This window comes from Erwinia sp. JUb26 (assembly GCF_003751505.1).
GTDB lineage: Bacteria > Pseudomonadota > Gammaproteobacteria > Enterobacterales > Enterobacteriaceae > Erwinia.
The window spans coordinates 409,843-430,759 of record NZ_RJVB01000003.1 but is presented as its reverse complement, the minus strand read 5'-3'; the positions used below and the strand labels follow the sequence as shown (position 1 = coordinate 430,759).

Annotated in this window: 17 protein-coding genes and 1 pseudogene; 10 read left to right on the top strand and 8 right to left on the bottom strand. The window is 55.6% G+C overall.

From position 1 onward, the window contains the following. Positions 1-59: 59 nt before the first annotated feature. Both treA and EC836_RS10670 read left to right on the top strand, forming a co-directional pair. Positions 60-1,736 (top strand): alpha,alpha-trehalase TreA, encoded by a 1,677-nt coding sequence (treA, locus tag EC836_RS10680; protein ID WP_123332843.1) that lies wholly within the window; start codon positions 60-62, stop codon positions 1,734-1,736. 1,708 nt (positions 1,737-3,444) lie between these two features. Beyond that, positions 3,445-5,580, top strand: a complete 2,136-nt coding sequence (locus EC836_RS10670) for a TonB-dependent siderophore receptor (protein ID WP_123332839.1) — start codon at positions 3,445-3,447, stop codon at positions 5,578-5,580. Positions 5,581-6,101: 521 nt separating this feature from the next. Here EC836_RS10670 and EC836_RS10665 read toward each other — a convergent pair. Together EC836_RS10665 and emtA are read right to left on the bottom strand one after the other, a co-directional pair. Beyond that, on the bottom strand, positions 6,102-6,350 hold the full coding sequence (locus EC836_RS10665; RefSeq protein WP_123332837.1) for a GlsB/YeaQ/YmgE family stress response membrane protein: 249 nt from the start codon (positions 6,348-6,350) through the stop codon (positions 6,102-6,104). A gap of 138 nt (positions 6,351-6,488) precedes the next feature. Further along, positions 6,489-7,097, bottom strand: coding sequence for a membrane-bound lytic murein transglycosylase EmtA (emtA, locus tag EC836_RS10660; protein WP_199735110.1), 609 nt, complete (start codon positions 7,095-7,097; stop codon positions 6,489-6,491). 308 nt (positions 7,098-7,405) lie between these two features. On the opposite strand from emtA, the gene ldcA reads away from it, so the two are divergent. The 3 genes from ldcA (at position 7,406) to EC836_RS25080 (ending at position 9,295) form a co-directional block, all read left to right on the top strand. Next, positions 7,406-8,347, top strand: coding sequence for a muramoyltetrapeptide carboxypeptidase (gene ldcA, locus EC836_RS10655; protein ID WP_123332833.1), 942 nt, complete (start codon positions 7,406-7,408; stop codon positions 8,345-8,347). Between the two features lie 164 nt (positions 8,348-8,511). Continuing rightward, positions 8,512-8,757 carry a DinI-like family protein gene (locus EC836_RS10650; RefSeq protein ID WP_123332831.1) on the top strand — a complete coding sequence of 82 codons (246 nt, stop codon included), beginning with the start codon at positions 8,512-8,514 and terminating at the stop codon, positions 8,755-8,757. A gap of 412 nt (positions 8,758-9,169) precedes the next feature. Continuing rightward, positions 9,170-9,295: a hypothetical protein gene (locus EC836_RS25080; RefSeq protein ID WP_255416840.1), complete on the top strand. Its 126-nt coding sequence runs from the start codon at positions 9,170-9,172 to the stop codon at positions 9,293-9,295. A 71-nt stretch (positions 9,296-9,366) separates the two neighbouring features. Here the strand turns inward: EC836_RS25080 and EC836_RS10640 are convergent, their stop codons facing one another. From EC836_RS10640 to umuD, 3 genes are all read right to left on the bottom strand, one after another. Then, on the bottom strand, positions 9,367-10,308 hold the full coding sequence (locus EC836_RS10640) for an ornithine cyclodeaminase family protein (protein WP_123332828.1): 942 nt from the start codon (positions 10,306-10,308) through the stop codon (positions 9,367-9,369). A gap of 399 nt (positions 10,309-10,707) precedes the next feature. After that, entirely contained in the window at positions 10,708-11,970 is a 1,263-nt protein-coding gene (gene umuC, locus EC836_RS10635; RefSeq protein WP_123332825.1) for a translesion error-prone DNA polymerase V subunit UmuC, read from the bottom strand. Continuing rightward, positions 11,970-12,392, bottom strand: a complete 423-nt coding sequence (gene umuD / locus EC836_RS10630) for a translesion error-prone DNA polymerase V autoproteolytic subunit (protein WP_123332824.1) — start codon at positions 12,390-12,392, stop codon at positions 11,970-11,972. The genes umuC and umuD overlap by 1 nt, the downstream gene beginning before the upstream one ends. Before the next feature lie 441 nt (positions 12,393-12,833). Between umuD and licT the strand changes: the two genes are divergently transcribed. From licT to EC836_RS10610, 4 genes are all read left to right on the top strand, one after another. After that, positions 12,834-13,679, top strand: coding sequence for a BglG family transcription antiterminator LicT (gene licT / locus EC836_RS10625; protein WP_123332822.1), 846 nt, complete (start codon positions 12,834-12,836; stop codon positions 13,677-13,679). A 231-nt stretch (positions 13,680-13,910) separates the two neighbouring features. Continuing rightward, complete coding sequence (locus EC836_RS10620; RefSeq protein WP_123332820.1) at positions 13,911-15,341, top strand: PTS transporter subunit EIIC; 1,431 nt, start codon at positions 13,911-13,913, stop codon at positions 15,339-15,341. A 105-nt stretch (positions 15,342-15,446) separates the two neighbouring features. After that, positions 15,447-16,859: a glycoside hydrolase family 1 protein gene (locus EC836_RS10615; protein WP_123332818.1), complete on the top strand. Its 1,413-nt coding sequence runs from the start codon at positions 15,447-15,449 to the stop codon at positions 16,857-16,859. Then, entirely contained in the window at positions 16,849-18,135 is a 1,287-nt protein-coding gene (locus EC836_RS10610; RefSeq protein WP_123332817.1) for a carbohydrate porin, read from the top strand. Before EC836_RS10615 ends, EC836_RS10610 begins: the two co-directional genes overlap by 11 nt. Positions 18,136-18,163: 28 nt before the next feature. On the opposite strand, the gene EC836_RS10605 is transcribed toward EC836_RS10610, so the two are convergent. Next, complete coding sequence (locus EC836_RS10605) at positions 18,164-18,373, bottom strand: hypothetical protein (RefSeq protein WP_199735108.1); 210 nt, start codon at positions 18,371-18,373, stop codon at positions 18,164-18,166. Between EC836_RS10605 and EC836_RS10600 the strand changes: the two are divergent. After that, a pseudogene (locus tag EC836_RS10600) lies at positions 18,356-18,574 on the top strand (Lrp/AsnC ligand binding domain-containing protein); the annotation flags it as partial. The gene EC836_RS10605 and the pseudogene EC836_RS10600 overlap by 18 nt on opposite strands. An 80-nt stretch (positions 18,575-18,654) precedes the next feature. On the opposite strand, the gene EC836_RS10595 reads toward EC836_RS10600, so the two are convergent. Both EC836_RS10595 and EC836_RS10590 read right to left on the bottom strand, forming a co-directional pair. After that, the gene (locus EC836_RS10595; protein WP_123332813.1) at positions 18,655-19,566 is read right to left on the bottom strand and encodes a carbohydrate ABC transporter permease; all 912 of its coding nucleotides are present in this window, start codon (positions 19,564-19,566) and stop codon (positions 18,655-18,657) included. 17 nt (positions 19,567-19,583) lie between these two features. Then, positions 19,584-20,858, bottom strand: coding sequence for an extracellular solute-binding protein (locus tag EC836_RS10590; RefSeq protein WP_123332811.1), 1,275 nt, complete (start codon positions 20,856-20,858; stop codon positions 19,584-19,586). Positions 20,859-20,917 lie beyond the last annotated feature (59 nt).

Sequence of the window (20,917 nt, the reverse complement as noted above, 5' to 3'; positions counted from 1 at the left end):
AGTTTTTCGCAGGGTCAACAGCTTACAGATCAAACGGATCTGGACATGGAGAATAGCCGATGAGAAAAGTCGAACAACGTCGATTGAGTACGCGCCTGATGTATCCGCTTCTGCTGGCGGGAATGGTCGCGGCCAGCTTTGCGGCGCAGGCGGAAGATAATCAGCGGATGCTGAGCAGCAACCCGCAGCCGCCGGATGTGCGCCTGGGGCCGCTGTATCACGCCGTTCAGGCGGCGAAACTCTACCCCGACCAGAAAACCTTTGCCGATGCGGTGCCTCACGGCGATCCGACCGCCATTCTCGCCGACTGGCAGATGCAGAAGTCACAGGGCAACTTTGACCTTAAGCGCTTTGTGAATACCAACTTTACGCTGCCCGCCGAGGGGGAAAAGTATGTGCCGCCCGGCGGGCAGAGCCTGCGTGAGCACATTAACGGCCTGTGGCCGGTGCTGACCCGTTCCGCCAGCCAGGCCAATCAGTGGGATTCCCTGCTGCCGCTGCCGAAGCCCTACGTGGTGCCGGGTGGCCGTTTCCGCGAAGTCTATTACTGGGATAGCTATTTCACCATGCTGGGCCTGGCGGAGAGCGGCCACTGGGATCGCGTGCAGGACATGGTCGACAACTTCGCCTCGGAGCTGGATAAGTACGGCCATATTCCGAACGGCAACCGCAGTTACTACCTGAGTCGCTCGCAGCCGCCGTTCTTCAGCATGATGGTCGACCTGCTGGCCACGCACGGCGGCGACGCGGTTTACAGCCAGTATCGCCCGCAGCTGCAAAAAGAGTATGACTACTGGATGGCCGACGCCGATAGCGTTGCCGCCGGTGCAGCCAGCAAACGCGTGGTGAAACTGAAGGACGGCACGGTACTTAACCGCTACTGGGATGCGCGCGATGTGCCGCGTACCGAATCCTATATGGATGACATCGACACAGCTGACAAAGCCAAAGGCCGTGAAAAAGCCGCGCTGTACCGCGACCTGCGCGCGGGTGCGGCCTCGGGCTGGGATTTCAGCTCCCGCTGGTTCGATAAATCCGACGATCTGAGCACTATCCATACCACGCGCATCGTTCCGGTGGATCTGAATGCCCTGGTGTTCCATCTGGAGAAAACCCTGGCGAAGGCCAGCCGGATCGCTAAAGACGACGCGGCGGCGAAGCGTTTTGATGCGCAGGCGGAAACCCGCAAGCAGGCAATCAACCGCTATCTGTGGGATGAGAAACAGGGCTGGTATGCAGATTACGACTGGCAGAAAGCCAGCGTGCGCCCGCAGCTGACCGCCGCCGCGCTGTTCCCGCTCTATCTGCAGGCGGCCACCGACAACCACGCAAGCAAAACCGCCAGTGCCGTGCAGGCGCAGCTGCTGAAGGAAGGCGGCCTGGTTACAACGACCGTGAACAACGGCCAGCAGTGGGACGCGCCCAACGGCTGGGCACCGCTACAGTGGGCCGCCGTTGAGGGCTTGAATCACTACGGCAAGCAGGAGCTGGCGAAAGAGATCGGCATACGTTTCCTGCAGAACGTGCAGGCGACGTACGATAAAGAGCACAAGCTGGTGGAAAAATACGTGGTGGAAGGGAAAGGTCTGGGCGGCGGTGGCGGCGGTGAGTATCCGCTGCAGGATGGTTTTGGCTGGACCAACGGGGTGACGCTGAAGCTGCTGGATCTTTACTGCCCGAAAGACAAGACCTGTAATAATGCGGGTGATATCGGGGTGGTGAAGGCGGCGCAGTAGCGAGGGTTCACTTTAACGGGGGAATATCCGCCAGTTTTTTTTTTCGTGATCGGGTGCCTGTACGATTGGTGAAGTAGCCAACTGGCGGTTTTCCCTAATGGGCGGTCCTCACGCCGCTGTGCGGTACCTTCACTTCGTTCGTCAGTCTTTCGGACCAGTGCAGACGGAACTGTATGGCTGCTGACAGCGCCAACTGGCGGGTTTCCCTAATGGGCGGTCCTCACGCCGCTTCGCGGTACCCTCACTTCTTTCGTCAGCCTTTCGGACCAGCGCAGACGGGGCTTCCTGCCCCGGCTGCACTTTTCGTCCGCGTCCATGCGGCCGAATCCGGCCTTCCTCTCTGCGCTCAGCGCTGCGGATGCCCAAACGGGAAACCCGCCAGTCTGCTTCGTGACTTCAGTGTTGTCTTGAGCAAAATTCACCTTCCCATGTATCGCTCAAATATCTTCAGAAAAACGACCTTACATTTCCGAATGTAAGACCCATATTCTAAAGGGTGTCAGCTTCTGCATAGCTTTGTGCTGGCTCTAAGTGACAAGCTTGTTGGTTGTAAGATTGACAGTCACCTGGTGACATCAATGACTGGCGGGCTGTCAGAAGAAACAACGTTAGTTCGGGCCTGATTGCGGCACGCATAGCCTGAAAGGGAGCCAGCCTGTGTGGCGGACGGGTAATCCGCAGCGCCGAGGTGAAAGCAGATGGCCAGGAGACGCCAGCACGACGCTGGCGTCAGGCGGGGTCGGGTCATGGACGACCCGTCTCCGTCGGTCCGACCGGACAGATGCGGCAACCGAGGGCACCACGCAGCGCGTGGCGCGAGGACCGGCCGCCCGCTGCACAGGCTGGCACCCGTACACCTAAGCCCACACGGCCGAACCCGGCCTCCCTCTCTGCGTTCAGCGCTGCGGATGCCCAAACGGGAAACCCGCCAGTCTGCTTCGTGACTTCAGTGTTGTCTTGAGCAAAATTCACCTTCCCATGTATCGCTCAAATATCTTCAGAAAAACGACCTTACATTTCCGAATGTAAGACCCATATTCTAAAGGGTGTCAGCTTCTGCATAGCTTTGTGCTGGCTCTAAGTGACAGGCTTGTTGGTTGTAAGATTGACAGTCACCTGGTGACATCAATGACTGGCGGGCTGTCAGAAGAAACAACGTTAGTTCGGGCCTGATTGCGGCACACATTGCCGAAAGGGAGCCAGCCTCTGCGGCGACAGGGCAATCCGCAGCGCCGAGGTGAACGCAGATGGCCAGGAGACGCCAGCAGGACGCTGGCGTCAGGTGGAGTCGGTACAGGGAAGTACCGTCTCCGCCGGTCCGACCGGCCAGATGCGGCAACCGAGGGCACCACGCAGCGCGTGGCGCGAGGACCGGCCGCCCGCCGCACAGGCTGGCTCCCGTACACCTATGCCCTCATGCCCTCATGCCCTCATGCCCTCATGCCCTCATGCCCTCATGCCCTCATGCCCTCATGCCCTCATGCCCTCATGCCCTCATGCCCTCATGCCTATCATTTTTCAGGTTAATTACTGGAAATCAACAGGCAATTATTAACTGTAATTAATCCTTGAAAGCATTAATCGAAAAGATAATACTTCTCATTGATATTATTACAACTCTTTACATTTACCTGCCGATACCAATACAGACAGGTAAACCGCACTCAACGCGGTGGCACGTTCTTAACCTTAATAAGAGATATTAACAATGAGTATGGCTTTCAACCTGAAGCGTTCTGCGCTGCTCTGTTCACTCGCCCTTATCGCGCCCGGAATCTCCTTTGCCGCAGAAAATACCATCACGGTAACCTCTGCCCCGGAAGAATCCGCCACTTCGCCGACCGAAGGCTACACGGTCAAAAGCAGCAAGGGCGCGACCAAGACCGATGAACCGCTGATTACCACCGCGCAGTCCGTTTCAGTTGTTACCCGCCAGCAGATGGAAGACCAGGGTGCCATGAGCATCAACCAGGCGCTGAACTATACCGCCGGGGCCTTCACCAACTTCGGCGGCGCCGCCACCCGCTATGACACCGTTTCCCTGCGAGGCTTCCACGGCGGCGATGTGGATAACATCTTCCTCGATGGCCTGCGCCTGATGAGCGATCCGGGCAGCTTTAACGTCCTGCAGGTGGATCCGTGGTTCCTGGAGCGTATCGACGTGATTAAAGGTCCATCCTCCGCGCTGTACGGCCAAACCGTCCCGGGCGGTCTGGTGATGGAAACGTCTAAGCGACCGCAGTTTACGGAAGAAGGCCATTTCCGTACCTACGTCGGGAATAACAGCACCTCCGGCGTCGCCGTTGACTATACCAATGCGATTAACGATCAGCTGGCCTTCCGCCTGACCGGTCTGACCCACAGCAGCGACACCCAGTACGATCATACGCGCGAAGAGAAATACGCCATTTCCCCTTCCCTGCTGTGGCAGCCTGATGAATACACTTCGCTGTTGGTGAAGGCCTACCTGCAGAAGGATCCGTCCGGCGGCTACCACGGTTCCGTTCCGGGCGAAGGCAGTATTTATGAGCACAACGGCAAGAAGTTGAGCACCGGCTTCTACGACGGTGATTCCGATCTCGATCGCTTTAAGCGCCACGAGCAGATCTACAGCTACGAATTCGCCCATCGCTTTAACGATACCTGGGCCGTACGCTCCACCGCCAGCTACAGCCACTCCAACGTGGATCTCGATCAGATCTACCAGATCGGCTGGGTTTCTGCCGACAGCGATATTATGAATCGCTATTACTCCGGCTCTCGCTCCTCCCTGGACGCGTTCGCTATCGATAACCAGCTGGAAGCCGATTTCGCCACCGGCGACGTTGAGCATAAAGTGGTGCTCGGCGCGGAATATCATCAGTATAAAAATGACCTGCATGATGCCAGCGGATACGGTTCACAGCTGAATACGGCAACCGGCCAGACCATCGGCGTGCGTCCGAACTACAACTTTGTTCACTCCGAGCGCCAGTACTATCAGACCGGGATGTACCTGCAGGATGAGATGAAATGGGACCGCGTACACTTCGACGTTTCCGGACGTTATGACCGCATCGTGTCGAAAATCAACAATATCGACCTCGGTAACGATAATCGTCGCCAGGACGATCACGTGAGCGGGCGCGCCGGGCTGCTGTACGCCTTTGATAACGGTGTTTCACCGTATATCAGCTACAGCCAGGCGATCACACCACAGTCGCTGACCGGTGCCGACGGTAATCTGCTGCAGCCAACCACCGCCGAGCAGTATGAGGCCGGGGTGAAATTCCAGCCGGTAGGGACTTCCGATCTCTATTCCGTGGCGGTTTACGATCTGACGCAGAAAAACGTTGGCAGCCGCAACGTGCAGGGCGGATATTACGATCCGGCAGGCAAGGTCAACTCGCGCGGTCTGGAGCTGGAAGCCCGCAATCAGCTGACGCCTCGCCTGAGTACGATTGCCAACTACACGCTGAGCCGCGTTCGTTATAAAGAAGCGATCGATGCCTCAACCGGTGAGTCGATCAACGGCCATACGCCGTACGTTTCACCTAACGCGACAGCGTCTGCCTGGGCTAACTACAAGTTTGACTATGGTTTGAGTGCCGGTGCCGGCGTGCGTTATATCGGTAAGCAGTGGGCGGACAATGCCAATACCGTACGTCTGCCGTCGGTGACGCTGTTTGATGCATCGGTGCGTGCGGATCTGGGTGCGTGGAACAGCAGCCTGAAGGGTGCATTTGTGCAGGTGAACGCGAATAACCTGACCGGGCGTGATTATGTGGCGGCCTGCTACGGTTATGGTTACTGCTACTGGGGCGCGGAGCGTTCTGTGGTGGCGACCGTGGGGTATGATTTCTAATCCCAGTTTGAGCCAGCGCGATCGGATGCGCTGGCTTGGTTCGTTTGGCTGAATCGGTGATTCGTTGCCTTCCCTGTGATCGTGCTGATTGGTGATTTATTGCCTGCATGACCAGTGATGGCGCTGACTGGCGGGCTGTCAGAAGAAACAACGTTAGTTCGGGCCTGATTGCGGCACATATTGCCGAAAGGGAGCCAGCCTGTGCGGCGGAAGGGCAATCCGCAGCGCCGAGGTGAAAGCAGCTGGCCAGGAGACGCCAGCAGGACGCTGGCGTCAGGCGGGGTCGGGTCATGGACGACCCGTCTCCGCCGGTCCGACCGGACAAATGCGGCAACCGAGGGCACCGCGCAAAGCGTGGCGCGAGGACCGGCCGCCCGCCGCAGAGGCTGGCTCCCGATCACCGTTTTCCCATGCACCCATGCACCAAACATTCCTCCTCGCCACCAATAAAAAAGCCACCCTCCTTAACAGAGAGTGGCTCCACAATTCTCAACGAAACCAGCCCGCAGGCTACATTCGTATCAGCTACGTACCTTGCGATAAATCCACAGCACCACAATGGCACCGATCACCGCCACGACAAAGCTGCCGAAATTAAACCCGTCGACCCGACCAAAACCGAAGAAGGTACTGATCCAGCCGCCGACGACCGCACCGACAACCCCCAGTATCACGGTAATGATGAAACCACCACCGTCCTTACCTGGCATAATCCACTTGGCGATAATACCGGCGATCAATCCAAAAATGATCCATGACAGAATACCCATTTACTCCCCCTTAATGATTACCGTTATCAAACTGGCACGATTAAAACTGCACTAAGTATAGGAGAGGATTCTAAGTCTGTGATTTAAGGACGAACTTTTTTCGAAATTTTTTTAGCATTTATCAAAACCGGTTAAGGCTCAGATGGTCCGATACGCCGTTGTTACCTTCCACAGATAGCGCGGAGCCTGTGCCGCCGGGTGATTGTTCTGTACGTGCTGATAAAACTCATCCGGGCTCAGGGCATTGATCATCGCAATCGCACGGTTGCGATCCCGTGAGAACGTCCGCAGCAGTGCCCCCGCGCCGTTGGCGTAGGAAACGATGGTTGCATAGCGCAGGGTTTCAGGATTGCGGATGCCGGCCAGCTGCTGCCGCTGTAAAATTCGCAGATAGGCCGTGCCGATATCAATATTTTTGACCGGATCGCGCAGTTCACTTTTGCTCGGCTGCCCGTGGCGGCCCTGCGCACGATACACCTCACGCCCGGCGGTGGAGGCTTTAATCTGCATCAGACCGACGGCGTTAGACTTACTTATCGCCGTCGGATTGCCGCCGGACTCCACGGCTATAATGGCATCCACCAGTTTCTGATCGACACCGTAACTACGCGCGGCATTTTCAGTAAAGAGTGACCAGGCCTGTGCCACTTTCTGTGGCGGTGCTGACGTCAGCGGCGTATCCGGCTGATGAACGATCTTCTTTGCGGGTTCGCTGGCGCAGCCTGCCAGCAGTAGCGCAGCCAACATGGCTGCTAATTTCACGCATTTATGCACGCTTGTTTTTCCTCTGAGCCTGGCGTCGCGCCTATCATACGACTTACCGGTTAGCAGAAAATTGCCGTAATTCTTAATTTGCTGGCTGAGTCTGATGACATCACTACGGCTTTTCGTCATCATCGAAAGAATCTGACAGCGAGTGTACAAAATTAATTCACTTATCGGCGTATAAATTTTCACCAACCTGCGGCAGAGCACATTTTTCATTGCCGCCCCTGGTGGCAAAATTGTTGATAAACGTCGGTAAAACCACCATCCGGATGAGATAAGTACGTATTATGACCGTGTCCCCACGAAATATTCATCTGATCGCCCCTTCTGGCTTTTGCCACAATCCGGACGCCGCACAGCGCGGCATTGCGCGCCTGCGCGCGGACGGGCATCAGGTAACCAATACTGAAATTATCGCCAGGCGCGAACAGCGTTTTGCCGGTAGCGATGCACAGCGGCTGGCCGATGTGAACGATCTCGCCCGGCTGGAGACGCTGCCGGACATCGTGCTGGCCGTGCGCGGGGGCTATGGTGCCAGCCGCCTGCTGCCCGATCTTGACTATAAGAGCCTGGCTGAACGACTACGCGATCGGCCTGTTGCCCTCTGCGGGCACAGCGATTTCACCGCTATCCAGCTGGCCCTGCTGGCTCAGGCCGGGATCATCACGTTTAGCGGGCCGATGCTGGCGGGGAATTTTGGGGCGGAAACGCCCTCTGCTTTCACCCTCGACAATTTCTGGCTGGCGCTGACCTCGGATCGGTTCACTCTGCGCTGGCAGACTACACCGCAGCAGGTCAGCGCGTCGGGGACGCTCTGGGGCGGAAACCTGGCGATGATAGCCTCGCTGATCGGCACGCCGTGGATGCCGGATATCCACGACGGGATTCTGGTGATCGAGGATGTTAATGAGCACCCTTTCCGCGTTGAACGCATGCTGCTACAGCTGCTGGAAAGCGGCATTCTGGCGCGGCAGAAGGCCATTGTGACCGGCAGCTTTACCGGCAACACGCTTTCCGACTACGACAACGGCTACGATTTCAGCAGCGTCTGGGCGCTGATTGCCCAACGCAGCGGCGTCCCGCTGGTGACCGGCCTGGACTTCGGCCACGGTCACGATACCGTTACGCTGCCGCTGGGCGCGCGGGTTGAGCTTAGCGTCAATGGCAGCGATGCCGCGCTGGCGATTTCTGGCCATACGCCGATGGGATCGGCAATGCTGAGTCAGTGATTCGATGAAAACGCGCTCGCCGCGCGGCGTATTTGGCTGAGACTCGCCGCTGAGGCCAGCCAACACGCGGGGTGAGCGCCCGTTCAGACCATGAAATAGTGTTTGAACCCGCCGCCATATACCTGTATTTTTATACAGATAAATTTAAAGGGAGCGAAAGTAGAATGTTTGTTGAACTGATTTATGACAAGCGCAACGTGGCGGGTCTGGCAAATGCCGAGCAGCTGATACAGGAAGAGCTGGAAAAACGCGTTCAGCGGGTTTTCCCCGATGCGCTGGTTAAAGTGAAACCGATGCAGGCCAACGGCGTAAAAAGCGATGCCAGTAAAACCGATAAATCCACGCTGCTGCGCATTATTGAAGAGATGTTTGAAGAAGCGGACCAGTGGCTGATTTCTGAAGAGTATTAATGCGGGAAAGGGTGATCCAACATTTTTTTTGATTTCGCTCGCAAATAACGCGTTTTCGCCTGGCAATAACTGAGAATACTCCTATCATTAAAATTAATCGATTTCCCTGGTGTTGGCCCGCATTAAAGCTCTTAGCGGGCTTTTTTTTTTGCGTAAATATAAGTAAATTTTACTTGTTATAACATACCCCCTCCGATTCCCCCTGAAAAAATTCTTATGCTTTCCTCGTTTTCTCATCGCGCCCCTCGGCCCGGAATCTTTGCCTTTAAGCACTACCCGCCAGCTATCAATCTTCTCCCCTTTTAGCACCGTAAAATTGTGATGCCGATCAATGCATAATCGACCCTTTCGGTGCAGCATAGCCACGCTGTTTACGTTCCTGCCAGAAGAAAAAACATCGAAAAGGACACACATGAACGCCGTACTGTTTTGCGCCCTGTTGCTGATTGGGGGGCCACTGATGGGATTTTTGGTGATTGTAGGCGCCTGCCTGCCGGGAGTGCTGGCGGAGATACTGCATCGTCCGGGCCGTCACTAGCTCTGCATGCCGCTAGCCGGCATTCACCCGATAAGCTCAGCCAAATCGCTACCGGGTGAACCCCATTTTATCTACGCGGCGGAAGAGTGCTTTAACCGCTCAATGACCAGCAGGCTGACCATCAGGTCCAGGTGCGCGCCGCCCGCGTTTTTATACAGCGTAATGTCCTGCTTCTGCCGTTTGAACGTCGCGTTCTGGCAAATCTCGTAGAGATCGGCTTCGATTTGCCCTTCAGTCATCATGCCCTGCTGCAGTGGGATATGAAGGTCGCCCGACATCATGGCATTGGTCCGGTCATCAACAAATATGCGCGCTTTTGCCACCGCTTCGCCGTCCGCTTCCTGCATATCCGGGCGATATCCGCCCAGCAGATCGATATGCGTGCCGGGCTGCACGTATTTCCCCAGAATCAGCGGTGACGCCGAGCTGGTGGCGGCCGTAATAATATCCGCACGGCTGACGGCTGCGTTAAGATCCTGCACAATTTCCGCCTCAATCCCCTTCTCTCTCAGCGTCGCCAGCGTCGCCGTCAGCTTTTCAGCCGTGCGGTTCCACAGCAGCACGTTGCGAATGGAGGGCCGTATATGCAGATAGGCATCGACCAGCGCCGTCGCCACCGGTCCAGCTCCCAGCACCAGCAGCGTGGCACTGTCTTCACGGCTGAGTATCCGGGCGGCGGTAACCGAATCCGCCGCCGTTTTCCAGCGGGTAATTGCCGGGCCATCGAGCACAGCAGAAATCGCTTTGGTCTCTTCGTCGATCGCCACGAAGGCGGCATCTTCCACTGCACGAGGCGGCTGTGCCTGCGCATTGGCCGGACAGATTGACGCCATTTTTAAACCGGCACCACGCCCCGGTAAAATTACGGCGCGGCTCAGTAAACCGTATGCGGCATCACCGAGGAAAAAGCCGTCCCCGCTATGGCGGGGGCCCAGATGCGCCGAGTGGATGGCGTTGATTGCGCCCTCCCACTCCAGCAGGTCATGAATGGTTTTTGCGGAAATAAATTGCATGGTGGATTTATCCTGGATGAGGTTATCGACGCGCCCATTAGCAGGAAAAGAATGTGCATGGCGCGTAAAGACAAATCAACCCGGCAGAATAAAGCGTCGCGCGAAAAAATATAACTCTCCTACGCGGCTACGGTAGCAATTTACATCCGGGAAAATAAATTCCCATACTGCTTATAGACTTAGTCAAAATCGATGAAATCTAAGAGTTTATCCGTTAACTCAGAGACAGATCACACTACGTCATCGCGGGTTATTCAGTCTGGTGTTTTTTAAATAACGCCAGAAAAGATGGCAAACACCGGGCTGAGCAGTGAATTCGGCATCACCTTATTCACCGGATAGTGTTTAACTACGCAGGAGCAGCGCCGAGCGAAACAGGTGCAACTCTCGCCGGGAACGCTACTTCGCCAGCGGCAGGTCCTGATAGCGGGTGGTATAAGCCGGTGACAGCATTTCACGCTTCATCGCCCAGGGCTTCTGGATCCCCTGCCCGGCGAACCACAGCGTGCCTCTGCCGCTCTGATTCACGTGGTCAATCACCTGCATCAGAGCTTCGCTGTTCAGCTGCGGTTTGAAGTCGTCGAACAGATTGAGCTGCGATACGCCGTGGCTGAAAAAGTCGCCGAGCATGATCCCTGCTTTCATATATCGATGCCCGTCCCGCCAGATGCGATCGAGCGCATTCATCGCGGCGCGAATAATATCCCGGGTATCGTTCGACGGCGTCAGCAGCATGCTCATCGCCTGATTGCCGTAAAACGGTTCATCGACCGCATGCGGACTGGTGCGGATAAACACCGCAATCTGCCGACAGTACTGCTTTTCCTCCCGCAGCTTTTCCGCCGCGCGTACCGCGTAGTTACACACCGCCTCACGCATATCGGCATAGTCAACGATCCGCGTGGAAAACGAACGCGAGCAGAGGATCTGCTGCTTGTCCGGCGCCTGTTCTTCCAGCGCCAGGCACGGCTCACCGCGCAGTTCACGCACCGTACGTTCCAGCACCACGTTGAAGTGCTTGCGGATAATCCACGTGCTCTGCTCTGACAGATCTTTGGCGGTGATAATCCCCATCGCGTTCAGCTTCTTGCTAATGCGCCGACCCACACCCCACACTTCCTCCACCGGCACCAGCGCCATCAGCTTGCGCTGGCGATCCACGTTCGACAGATCCAGCACGCCGCCGGTCCGCGTCCACGTTTTTGCCGCGTAGTTAGCCAGCTTGGCCAGCGTTTTGGTCTGGGCAATCCCCACGCCCACGGTCAGGTGCGTGTCGCGCTTCACGGTTTCACGGATCTCGTGCCCAAACTCTTCCAGCACCCGGCAGTTGCGCACGCCGGTCAGATCGATAAACGCCTCGTCAATGGAGTACTCCTCTACCGCCGGGGCGATCGCCTCCAGCGTAGTCATCACCCGGAGGCTCATATCGGCGTAAAGCGCATAGTTTGAGCTGAACACATTCACCCGATGCTGCCGCAGATGGTCTTTGATTTTAAAATAGGGCTCACCCATTTTTACGCCGACCGCCTTTGCCTCCGCCGAGCGGGCAATCACGCAGCCGTCGTTGTTGCTCAGCACGCAGACGGGCTTGCCCTTCAGATCCGGCCTGAACACCGTTTCGCACGAGGCGTAGAATGAGTTCACATCCACGAGGGCAAACATCACTTACCCAGCGTTTTAATCACGTGCTTCACCACGCCGAAAATCTCGAACTGGTCAGCATCGGGAATTGGCATAATCGAATAGGCGGAATTCATTGGCCGCAGGTGCAGATAAGGCCGCAGCATCAGCTGCTTGACGGTGAACTCGCCGTCCAGCGCCGCCACCACGATATCGCCGTGTTCCGCCTTCTGCGAGCTGTCCACCACCAGCATATCGCCCTCACCGATTCCGCCTTCAATCATCGAATCGCCGCTGACCTTGATAAAATAGGTTGAGCTGGGATGGCTCACCAGCAGGTCGTTGAGGTCAATGCGCTGCTCAACGTAGTCCTGCGCGGGCGATGGAAAGCCGCACGGCACCCGGCTGATAAACAACGGCAGGTCCAGAATGGCGCGGATTTCTGCGGGCTGATAAAACTTCATGGTTACGATCTCAGACAATTACTGTATATAAATACAGTAATCTTGTTTTGCCGCTTTGATCAAGGCGAGAACAGGAAGTTTTTGTAAAGCGGTTGGTGGAAAAGGATATTTATTTTGCTTCGTAGACAGGCAAGGACCCTGCTTTGTTACCCGCTGCTCACACACTGAACGATCGTTTTCAACGCTTTCAGACACAGCTCACACACCGAGCTATCGTTTTAACCGCTTTTCACTGACCAGCCTGAAGATAGCACTGCTGCTATCACCCGGACTCCCCCTTCGGGAATCAGTCGGTTCATCACATTAAATGTGACCGTGCTGGCACTTAAGATAAAAGAACCGGCCGAAAAAGATCTTCGCACACCCGACAATTGACATTCTGGTGTGCACTCATTTATTTTTTCCGGATAAATCTCCCGCCTGTTCCTTCTGGAGCGTGTAATGAAAATAGATCGAATACTGAATAACAATGTTGTTATCACCGTTGATGAAAATTTGCAGGAAATGGTGGTTATGGGTAAAGGTATCGGCTTCAATAAAAAAGCCGGAGAAAACATTAACCCGACCCACGTTGAGAAAACGTTTTCACCGGATACCCCCTACAGCGATCACTTCAGGTCATTATTGGATCAGGTATCGAAGGAGTGCATTCTCGCCACAGAGGCGATTATATCGCTGGCTCGCGGTCGGTTACCGGGAAAACTACACGATAGCTTATTAATTTCACTGGTTGATCACTTACACTATGCACTACAGCGATTTTCAGAAAACATCAGCATTCAAAATGGGTTGCTGTGGGAAATAAAAAAAGTGTATCCGCACGAGTACGATGTCGGAAAAGATGCGCTGCAGATTATTTATCAGCATACCGGCACGCTATTACCCGAGGATGAAGCCGGGTTTATCGCCCTGCATCTGGTCAATGCCCAGCTCAATGATAATATGCAGAACACGATGAAGATCACGCGTTTCATACAGGACATATTAAGCCTGGTGGCCTATCACTTTGATATTACCTATCAGGAAAAGGCATTAAGCTATCAGCGTTTTGTTACCCATCTGAAATTTTTCGCCCAGCGTATCCTGGATAAAAAACATCTGGATATTGGCGATCCCGATCTGGCTACGCTGGTGAAGGGGAAATATAAAGACGCCTATGCGTGCGCCATTAAAATTAGCAAATACAGTGAATTACACCATGACCACACATTAACAATGGATGAATTGATGTTTCTGGCGATCCACATTGAGCAGGTGAAAATAGCGATTTCCACGGAGGATAAATAGCGCATCTTTTTGTGAGTCACTTCACACAGTGTCATAACATTAAGAAAAACGCTTGTCGGAACGGAAGTTTGAGATTATAAATTTTTCCATAACAGGATTGTTATCTTCTCGCCTAACCGGCGCGCTGAGCAAAACCTAACTACACCTCCCGAATCAGGTCAGCGGGAAGGAAAGTTAGGTTTTTTTTTGCCTAAAATTTCCTTCTCAGGAAACTCTGACAAGAGGTAAGTTATGGGATATGCCCATTTATGTGCTGAGATCCTCTCCGGCGTCGGTGGACGGGATAATATTATCAGCGTTATTCATTGCGCCACTCGCCTGCGCTTCAAGCTTAAAGACAGCGGTCTGTCTCAGGCTGAAAAATTAAAGCAGGTGGCGGGAATTATTACCGTCGTTGAGAGTGGCGGACAGTTCCAGGTAGTTATCGGCAGCCACGTTGGCGAAGTATACAATCAGCTTATTGAATATATCCCCGATAATAACCCTGAAGGGAATGCCGATGATAACGCCTCATCTTCATCTCCACGCGGTTTTAAAGCCGTATTAAACAGCACCATTGATATTATATCCAGCATCTTCGCACCGCTGCTTGGGATATTAGTGGCCGCCGGACTCTTAAAAGGCTCGCTGATTATTGCCACACTGTTTCACTGGTTGAATAAAGACGAAGGAACGTACCTTATTCTCTTTGCTGCCAGCGATGCGGTATTTTTCTTTATGCCCGTACTGCTGGGATATACCGCCGGGAAGAAATTCGGCGGCAATCCGCTGGTCACGCTGGTCGTGGGCGCCGCCATGGTTCACCCCTCGTTGATTGACGCCTTCCACAGCACTCAGGCCGATCCGGCGCAGCATTATTCGTTCCTGTCGATCCCGGTGACCTTCATCAATTACAGCTCCACGGTGATCCCGGTGATACTCGCCGCCTGGTTCTGCTGCTGGCTGGAAAAACGCTTCAACCGCTGGCTGCCGGCCTCAATCAGAACCTTCGTGACGCCCTATCTGTGCCTGGCCATCACCTTACCGGCCACCTTCCTGGTCATCGGCCCACTGGCCACGCAGCTCAGTTCCGCTATCGGCATCGGCTACAACTGGGTCTGGCACCTCAATCCCACCGTTGCGGGTGCCGTATTCGGCGCGCTGTGGCAGGTGTGTGTGATCTTCGGTCTGCACTGGGGTCTGGCGCCGCTGATGATCAACAATCTGATGACCACCGGCACGGATACCGTCTCGGTACTGGTTCAGGCGGCGGTCTGGGCACAGGCTGGGGCGACGCTGGGCGTCTGGCTGCGCACCCGTGACACGGCGTTGAAACGCATTGCCGGGCCGTCATTTGTCTCCAGCATTTTCGGCATCACTGAACCCGCCATCTATGGCGTCAACCTGCCGCTGAAGCGCCCGTTTGTGTTGGGCTGCATGGGCGGTGCGCTCGGGGGCGCCATCATCGGTTATTACCACGGCACGGCCTACGCCTTCGGCGGTCTGGGGATTTTCGCCTTCCCGTCCTTTATCTCGCCAACGGGCATCGACGCCGGCTTCTGGGGGATTGTGACCGGCTCCGCCGTCGCCTTCCTGTTCGCCTTTGTCAGCAGCTGGATGGTCGGCATACCGCGATCGCTGCCTGACGGTCACGCGGAGCTGGGTACGGCCTCACCGCGCTAGGTTTCTTTTTCACCCTTTTCCACCCCTTTCACCCTGTTTTTCCCTCGCTGGCTGCCTCCCGCTGCCGGACGGGCTGGGTATTACCTAAAATATGAGGATGCAGACATGAAAACGACATTTCCTTCCGATTTTCTCTGGGGCGGTGCGGTTGCTGCCAACCAGGTCGAAGGCGCTTTTGACGAGGCGGGTAAAGGCCTTTCCACCTCTGACTATCAGACGGGCGGCCTGCTTTATCCTCCTGGGGAAAGAGCCGCCGGTGAGCTGTATATCAAGGACATCGCCAGCGACTTCTATCACCGCTATCCCGAAGATATTGCCCTGTTTGCCGAAATGGGCTTCAAAACCCTGCGCACCTCGATCGCCTGGACACGCATCTATCCCAACGGCGACGAAACTACGCCAAATGAAGCCGGGCTGGCCTTTTACGATGCCCTGTTCGACGAAATGCTTAAGTACAACATTCAGCCGCTGATCACGCTTTCCCATTACGAGATGCCTTACCACCTGGCGAAAAACCTGGGGGGATGGGGAAACCGGCAGACAATTACCTTTTTTGAACGCTATGCCACCACGGTATTTGAACGCTATCAGCACAAGGTGAAATGGTGGCTGACCTTTAATGAAATCAACGCCGCGCTGTTCGCGCATTTCGGCCCGCTGGGCCTGCCGGAAGGCAGCAGCCCGCAGGAAGTTTATCAGGCGGTCCACCATCAGCTGGTTGCCAGTGCGCGGGTGGTTAAAGCCTGTCACCGCATTATTCCGGATGCCAAAATTGGCAACATGGTGGCGGCAATGCCGCAGTATCCGCTGACCTGTCATCCTGACGATGTGCTGGAAGCACAGCGTAAAGAGCGGGAGTGGCTGTTCTTCTTCGACGTTCAGGCGCGGGGGGAATACCCGAGCTTTATGGAGCGCCACTTTGCACAGCAGAATATCCTGCTGGATATCACCCATCAGGATCGGGAAGACCTGCGGGAAACGGTGGATTTCCTCTCCTTCAGCTATTACATGAGCAGCTGCGCCAGTGCCGATCCGGAACAGCATAAGGTCACCGGCAATATTTTAAATCTGATTACTAACCCGCATTTAAAGGCGTCGGAATGGGGCTGGCAGATCGATCCGGTAGGGATCCGTTATCTGCTGAATATGCTCTGGGACCGCTATCAGAAACCGCTGTTTATCGTGGAAAACGGGCTGGGTGCGAAAGACCGGATTGAAGAGGACGGCAGCATTCGCGATGACTACCGCATTGCCTATCTGAATGACCATCTGGTTCAGGTTCGTGAAGCGATTGCCGACGGTGCCAGGGTTCTGGGGTACACCAGCTGGGGGGCGATCGATCTGGTCAGCGCCTCGACGGCGGAAATGTCGAAACGTTACGGCTATATCTATGTTGATCGCGATGATAGCGGCCAGGGCACCCTGCAACGCCATCGTAAACAGAGCTTTGGCTGGTATCAGCAGGTGATTGCCAGCGCGGGTGCCAGCCTGGTGCAGGGAGAGAAAAATGCGCAATAAGCTGCTGTTAATGACGTCGCTGCTGCTGTCGATCGCGCCTCTGGCGCAGGCCGCAGATGACTGCTCCCGGTTCGATAAAATGCTGCCGAAAGGGCCAGAGACGCCCAGCATTGGTTCAGTCTGTGACACCATCGCTCCCGAATGGGGTGGCCTGCGGCAGGATATGGCCGATAATGGCTTCTATGCGCAGGTTCAGCTGTTAACCAACCTGACCTACGACGTGGCAGGCAACTGGAAAAATGAGCCGAACTACGTGGGTCAGCGGCTGACCACCGGCAACGCGCTCAGCGCGGATCTCACCTGGGATCTGGCGCGTCTTGGCCTGGGCGAAGGTGCCCAGCTGCGCGTTGGCGCGATGTATGCCTATAACAATTTCAAAGGCAACGGTCAGGACGGGCATGTGGCGATCAGCGATCTGTCCGTCTATCAGCCGTTATTCGACAACCGGGTAATCCTGCATTACGGCTATTCGGCCTGGCTGACGCATTTCTACGGGCTGTACCTTGGCAGCAGCACGGCGTCGTCGGCGCTCGGTCCGACCAGCGTCATGCTGAGCCAGGCCGGGCTCACCAGCCTGAAGCCCAGCCCGGGAATGGACATTCGTTTTCAGTCTGAGGATCGGCGCTGGTACGACCATATTGGCGTAGCCCGCAGCCAAAGCTCGGACGGCCTGCTGGCGGATTCGAAGTACAATACTTACGGGCTGCGCTGGCAGGTGCCGAATGCCGGAACGCTGTTAATTAACGAGATCGGTTATCGCGTTAATGCCGGCGCGTCAGAGCGCATGACGTGGCTGCGCGGCGGGTCGGTCTACAATAAAACCCCCTACTTCGACTACAACTCCGAGCAGGATAAGGATGAAACCTGGTCCCACTACCTGGCGGCCACCCATCAGCTCAGCCAGCCGGATGCCAGCCTGCCGTTCCGGGGATGGTATATCGACGGGAAAACGAACTACTCGCCGGAAGATCGCAATGTCTTCACCCAGGATGCCTCGCTGACGTTGTTCAGTATTGGTCCCTTTGACAGCCGCCCGATGGATATGCTGTCGTTTGGCCTGGCCTGGAATAAATTCAGTGAGGATGCAAAGGATTACTTCGAGCGGCACGGCAGCAGCGCAGAAAGCTACAGCGCCACGGCATCCACCGCCTATACGCTGCGCGTCAGCAACGGCATATATTGGACCAATCAGCTGGCCTGGACGCATCATCCCTCCGTCACCCCGAAAGAGGACGATGCGTGGAATCTGCTGACGCAGATTGTCATTAATCTGTAGCAGAGGTTCGACATCAAGCCCGGTCTGATTAATCATTAACCACACACGGCTGCGCTGGCAGCCGCCTCACCCTCATCATACCGACCGCCGCCAGTAAAATAGCGGCGGCTCCCGCCATCTGCAGCGGATGCAATCGATGGCCAAAGGCGACGGCATCCACGATAAACCCCACCACCTGGTAGATAAATGAGAGCGCGCCCAGGCCCACCAGCAGGAACTGATGACGGGAAAACTGCATGAGGTACAGAAACTGCTGGAAGCCATTCCTGAACGGGCCGAATGTGACAAAGTGACGAGCGACGACTGCTTTATTGCGCGCCTGCATCTGCGCTCCATCGAGCACCTGGATTTTATTCTGGATCGCATCACCGACAAGGCGGAAACCAGCAGCGCAATTGTGAAGTCGCAGCCGGTTAAGCGGCGGTTACCGGGGTACTGAGTGGGTTGAGCGGCAGCGATAGCACACTGCCTGGCTCACTATCTGTAGTGCTATCCCACCCACGCCCTGCTACCGCCAAACTATCTTCGCCGCTCCAGCAGCACAAAGTAGATCACGGTCATCGCCAGCACGATTAACAGCAAGATCAGTGCCGCCGCCGATCCTTCATTTAGTGACAGCCCCAGAAAGGCGCGCCGGTAGGCAAAGAAGCTCAGGACTTCGGTTGCATTTCCCGGCCCGCCCCGGGTGAGAATATACGGCAGGTCGTAGGTTCTGAGCTCATTAATCAGCTGGATAACGATCGCAATCGCGGACACCGGCCGCAGCATCGGCAGGGTGATGTACCAGAATTGCTGCAGGCTGTTTGCCCCGTCAATTTCGGCCGCCTCATACGGGTCTTTCGGCAGCGAAGCCAGACCGGCAGCCAGCAGCAGCACCACAAAGGACATCTGCTGCCAGATATCAATAAACGCCATGCTCCAGAAAGCCAGCGTAGGATCGCCCAGCCAGTCCACGCCCGGCAGCCCGATGCTTTCCAGCATATGATTGATAATGCCCAGATTCGGTTGCAGCAGCATGCGCCAGATCAGCGCCACGCTGACCGGGGACATCGCCATCGGAATGGTCAGCAAGGCGAAGTAGATCGGGCGGGTTTTCACCACCCGGTTGAGCATCAGGGCAATCCCCAGCCCGACAATAAACTCCCCGCTCACCGTCAGCACCGAATAACGGATCGTCAGCCACGCGGAGTGCCAGAACGTTTCGCTCGTCAGCACGCTGACAAAATTATCCAGCCCGGCAAAAGGCAGGATCTCGGTGTGCATCAGCGTGTAGGAAGAAAAGGCCAGCACCACCGCATAAACCACAGGAAAACCGAGCACAATAGCCAGTGCCAGTAAGCCAGGCAGGGCAAAAGCCCAGCCTGTTACCCGGAATCTGTCTACGGTAAATCGGGGCTTCGGTTTGATAATTAACGCCTCAGCTAACGACATTTCCCGGTCCCCTCGCTTCATTTCTGCAGCAGCTTATCAAGCTGGTCGGAGGTGCTTTTAAGCGAAGCGTCGACGGTATTTTCGCCGCTGGCCAGCAACGAAAGCTGAGTGCCGAGCACATCTTCATACTGCGCTGAATAGGTAAAAATAGGGAACGACTTGCCGGTGGCGACAATATTCAGCGCGTCTTTATAGTAAGGGTACTTTTTCAGCACCTCGGCGGAGGTGTAGACATCAGAACGGACCGGCGCATGCCCCTGCAGAGCACGGGCAATGGTCACGTCCTTACTCTGCACCCACTGAATAAAGGTCAGCGCAGCCTGCTTCTCTTTATCCGGGATGTTTTTAGGCACGCCCCAGCCCCAGCCGCCGCTTTCGCCGTGCCCGCCCGGTACGGTCGTCAGCGCCAGCTTACCGGCCACCGCCGGACAGGCCGCCGTATTGTCGAGCTGCGGCAGCATCCACCAGTAAGTCAGCATGCTGAACGCTTTCCCGCTGCACATCAGGCGCACGGTATCGTCGAGGGTGGCGGAAAGCGCCCCTTTCTGAGCGGCGTTTTTGATCGCGTCAGCGTACAGCGACATCGCCTTGTGTCCCGCCGGGCCGTTGAGCGCGGATTTGCCCTCCGCATTCACGTAGGCGCCGCCGCTGGCAAACAGATAGTTCGAGAATTCCATACTGTTGGGATCCCCGCGCTGGCCCTGCATTGCCGCGCCGGACATATCACTGTTTTTACTGATAAATTTAATCAGCGAAACGTAGCCATCCAGCGTAGTCGGCAGCGCCAGCGGCTGTTTGAATTCGGCCTGCCAGGCGCTGTTTAACTTCGCATCCTGCAGCACATCGGTGCGGTAAATCAGCCCCATCGAATAGTTATACATCGGCACCAGCAGGGTCTTTTTCTCATCGACGTTCAGTAACGAAACCGTGGCGGGAATAAAGGCCGACATATCAAAGCCCGGCTTTTTCACCTCGTCAGTCAGGTCACTCAGCCAGCCTGCCCGGCTAAACTCCCCTGCCCATAAGAAATCCACTTCCAGCAGGTTATAATAGCTTTGCGGCTGAATAAGCTGGGAAACCAGCTTGTCGTGCATATCGCCGTAGCCGATTTTTTCGAACTGGACCTTAATGTGGTACTGCTTCTCAAAGTCGGGCAGCATTTTTTCGATAATTTGCGTTTCAGGCACATCCTCCATCAACGCCCGCAGTACCACATCTTCCGCTCGCACGGAGGCCGTAAGGCTTAACAGAATCAGACCCGATAACAATGTGACTTTGTTTCTGTTCAACATAATTAACTCCTGGTATGCGTGCCGAAGTGTGAACGGCGACAATTGTCTGACAGTGGATG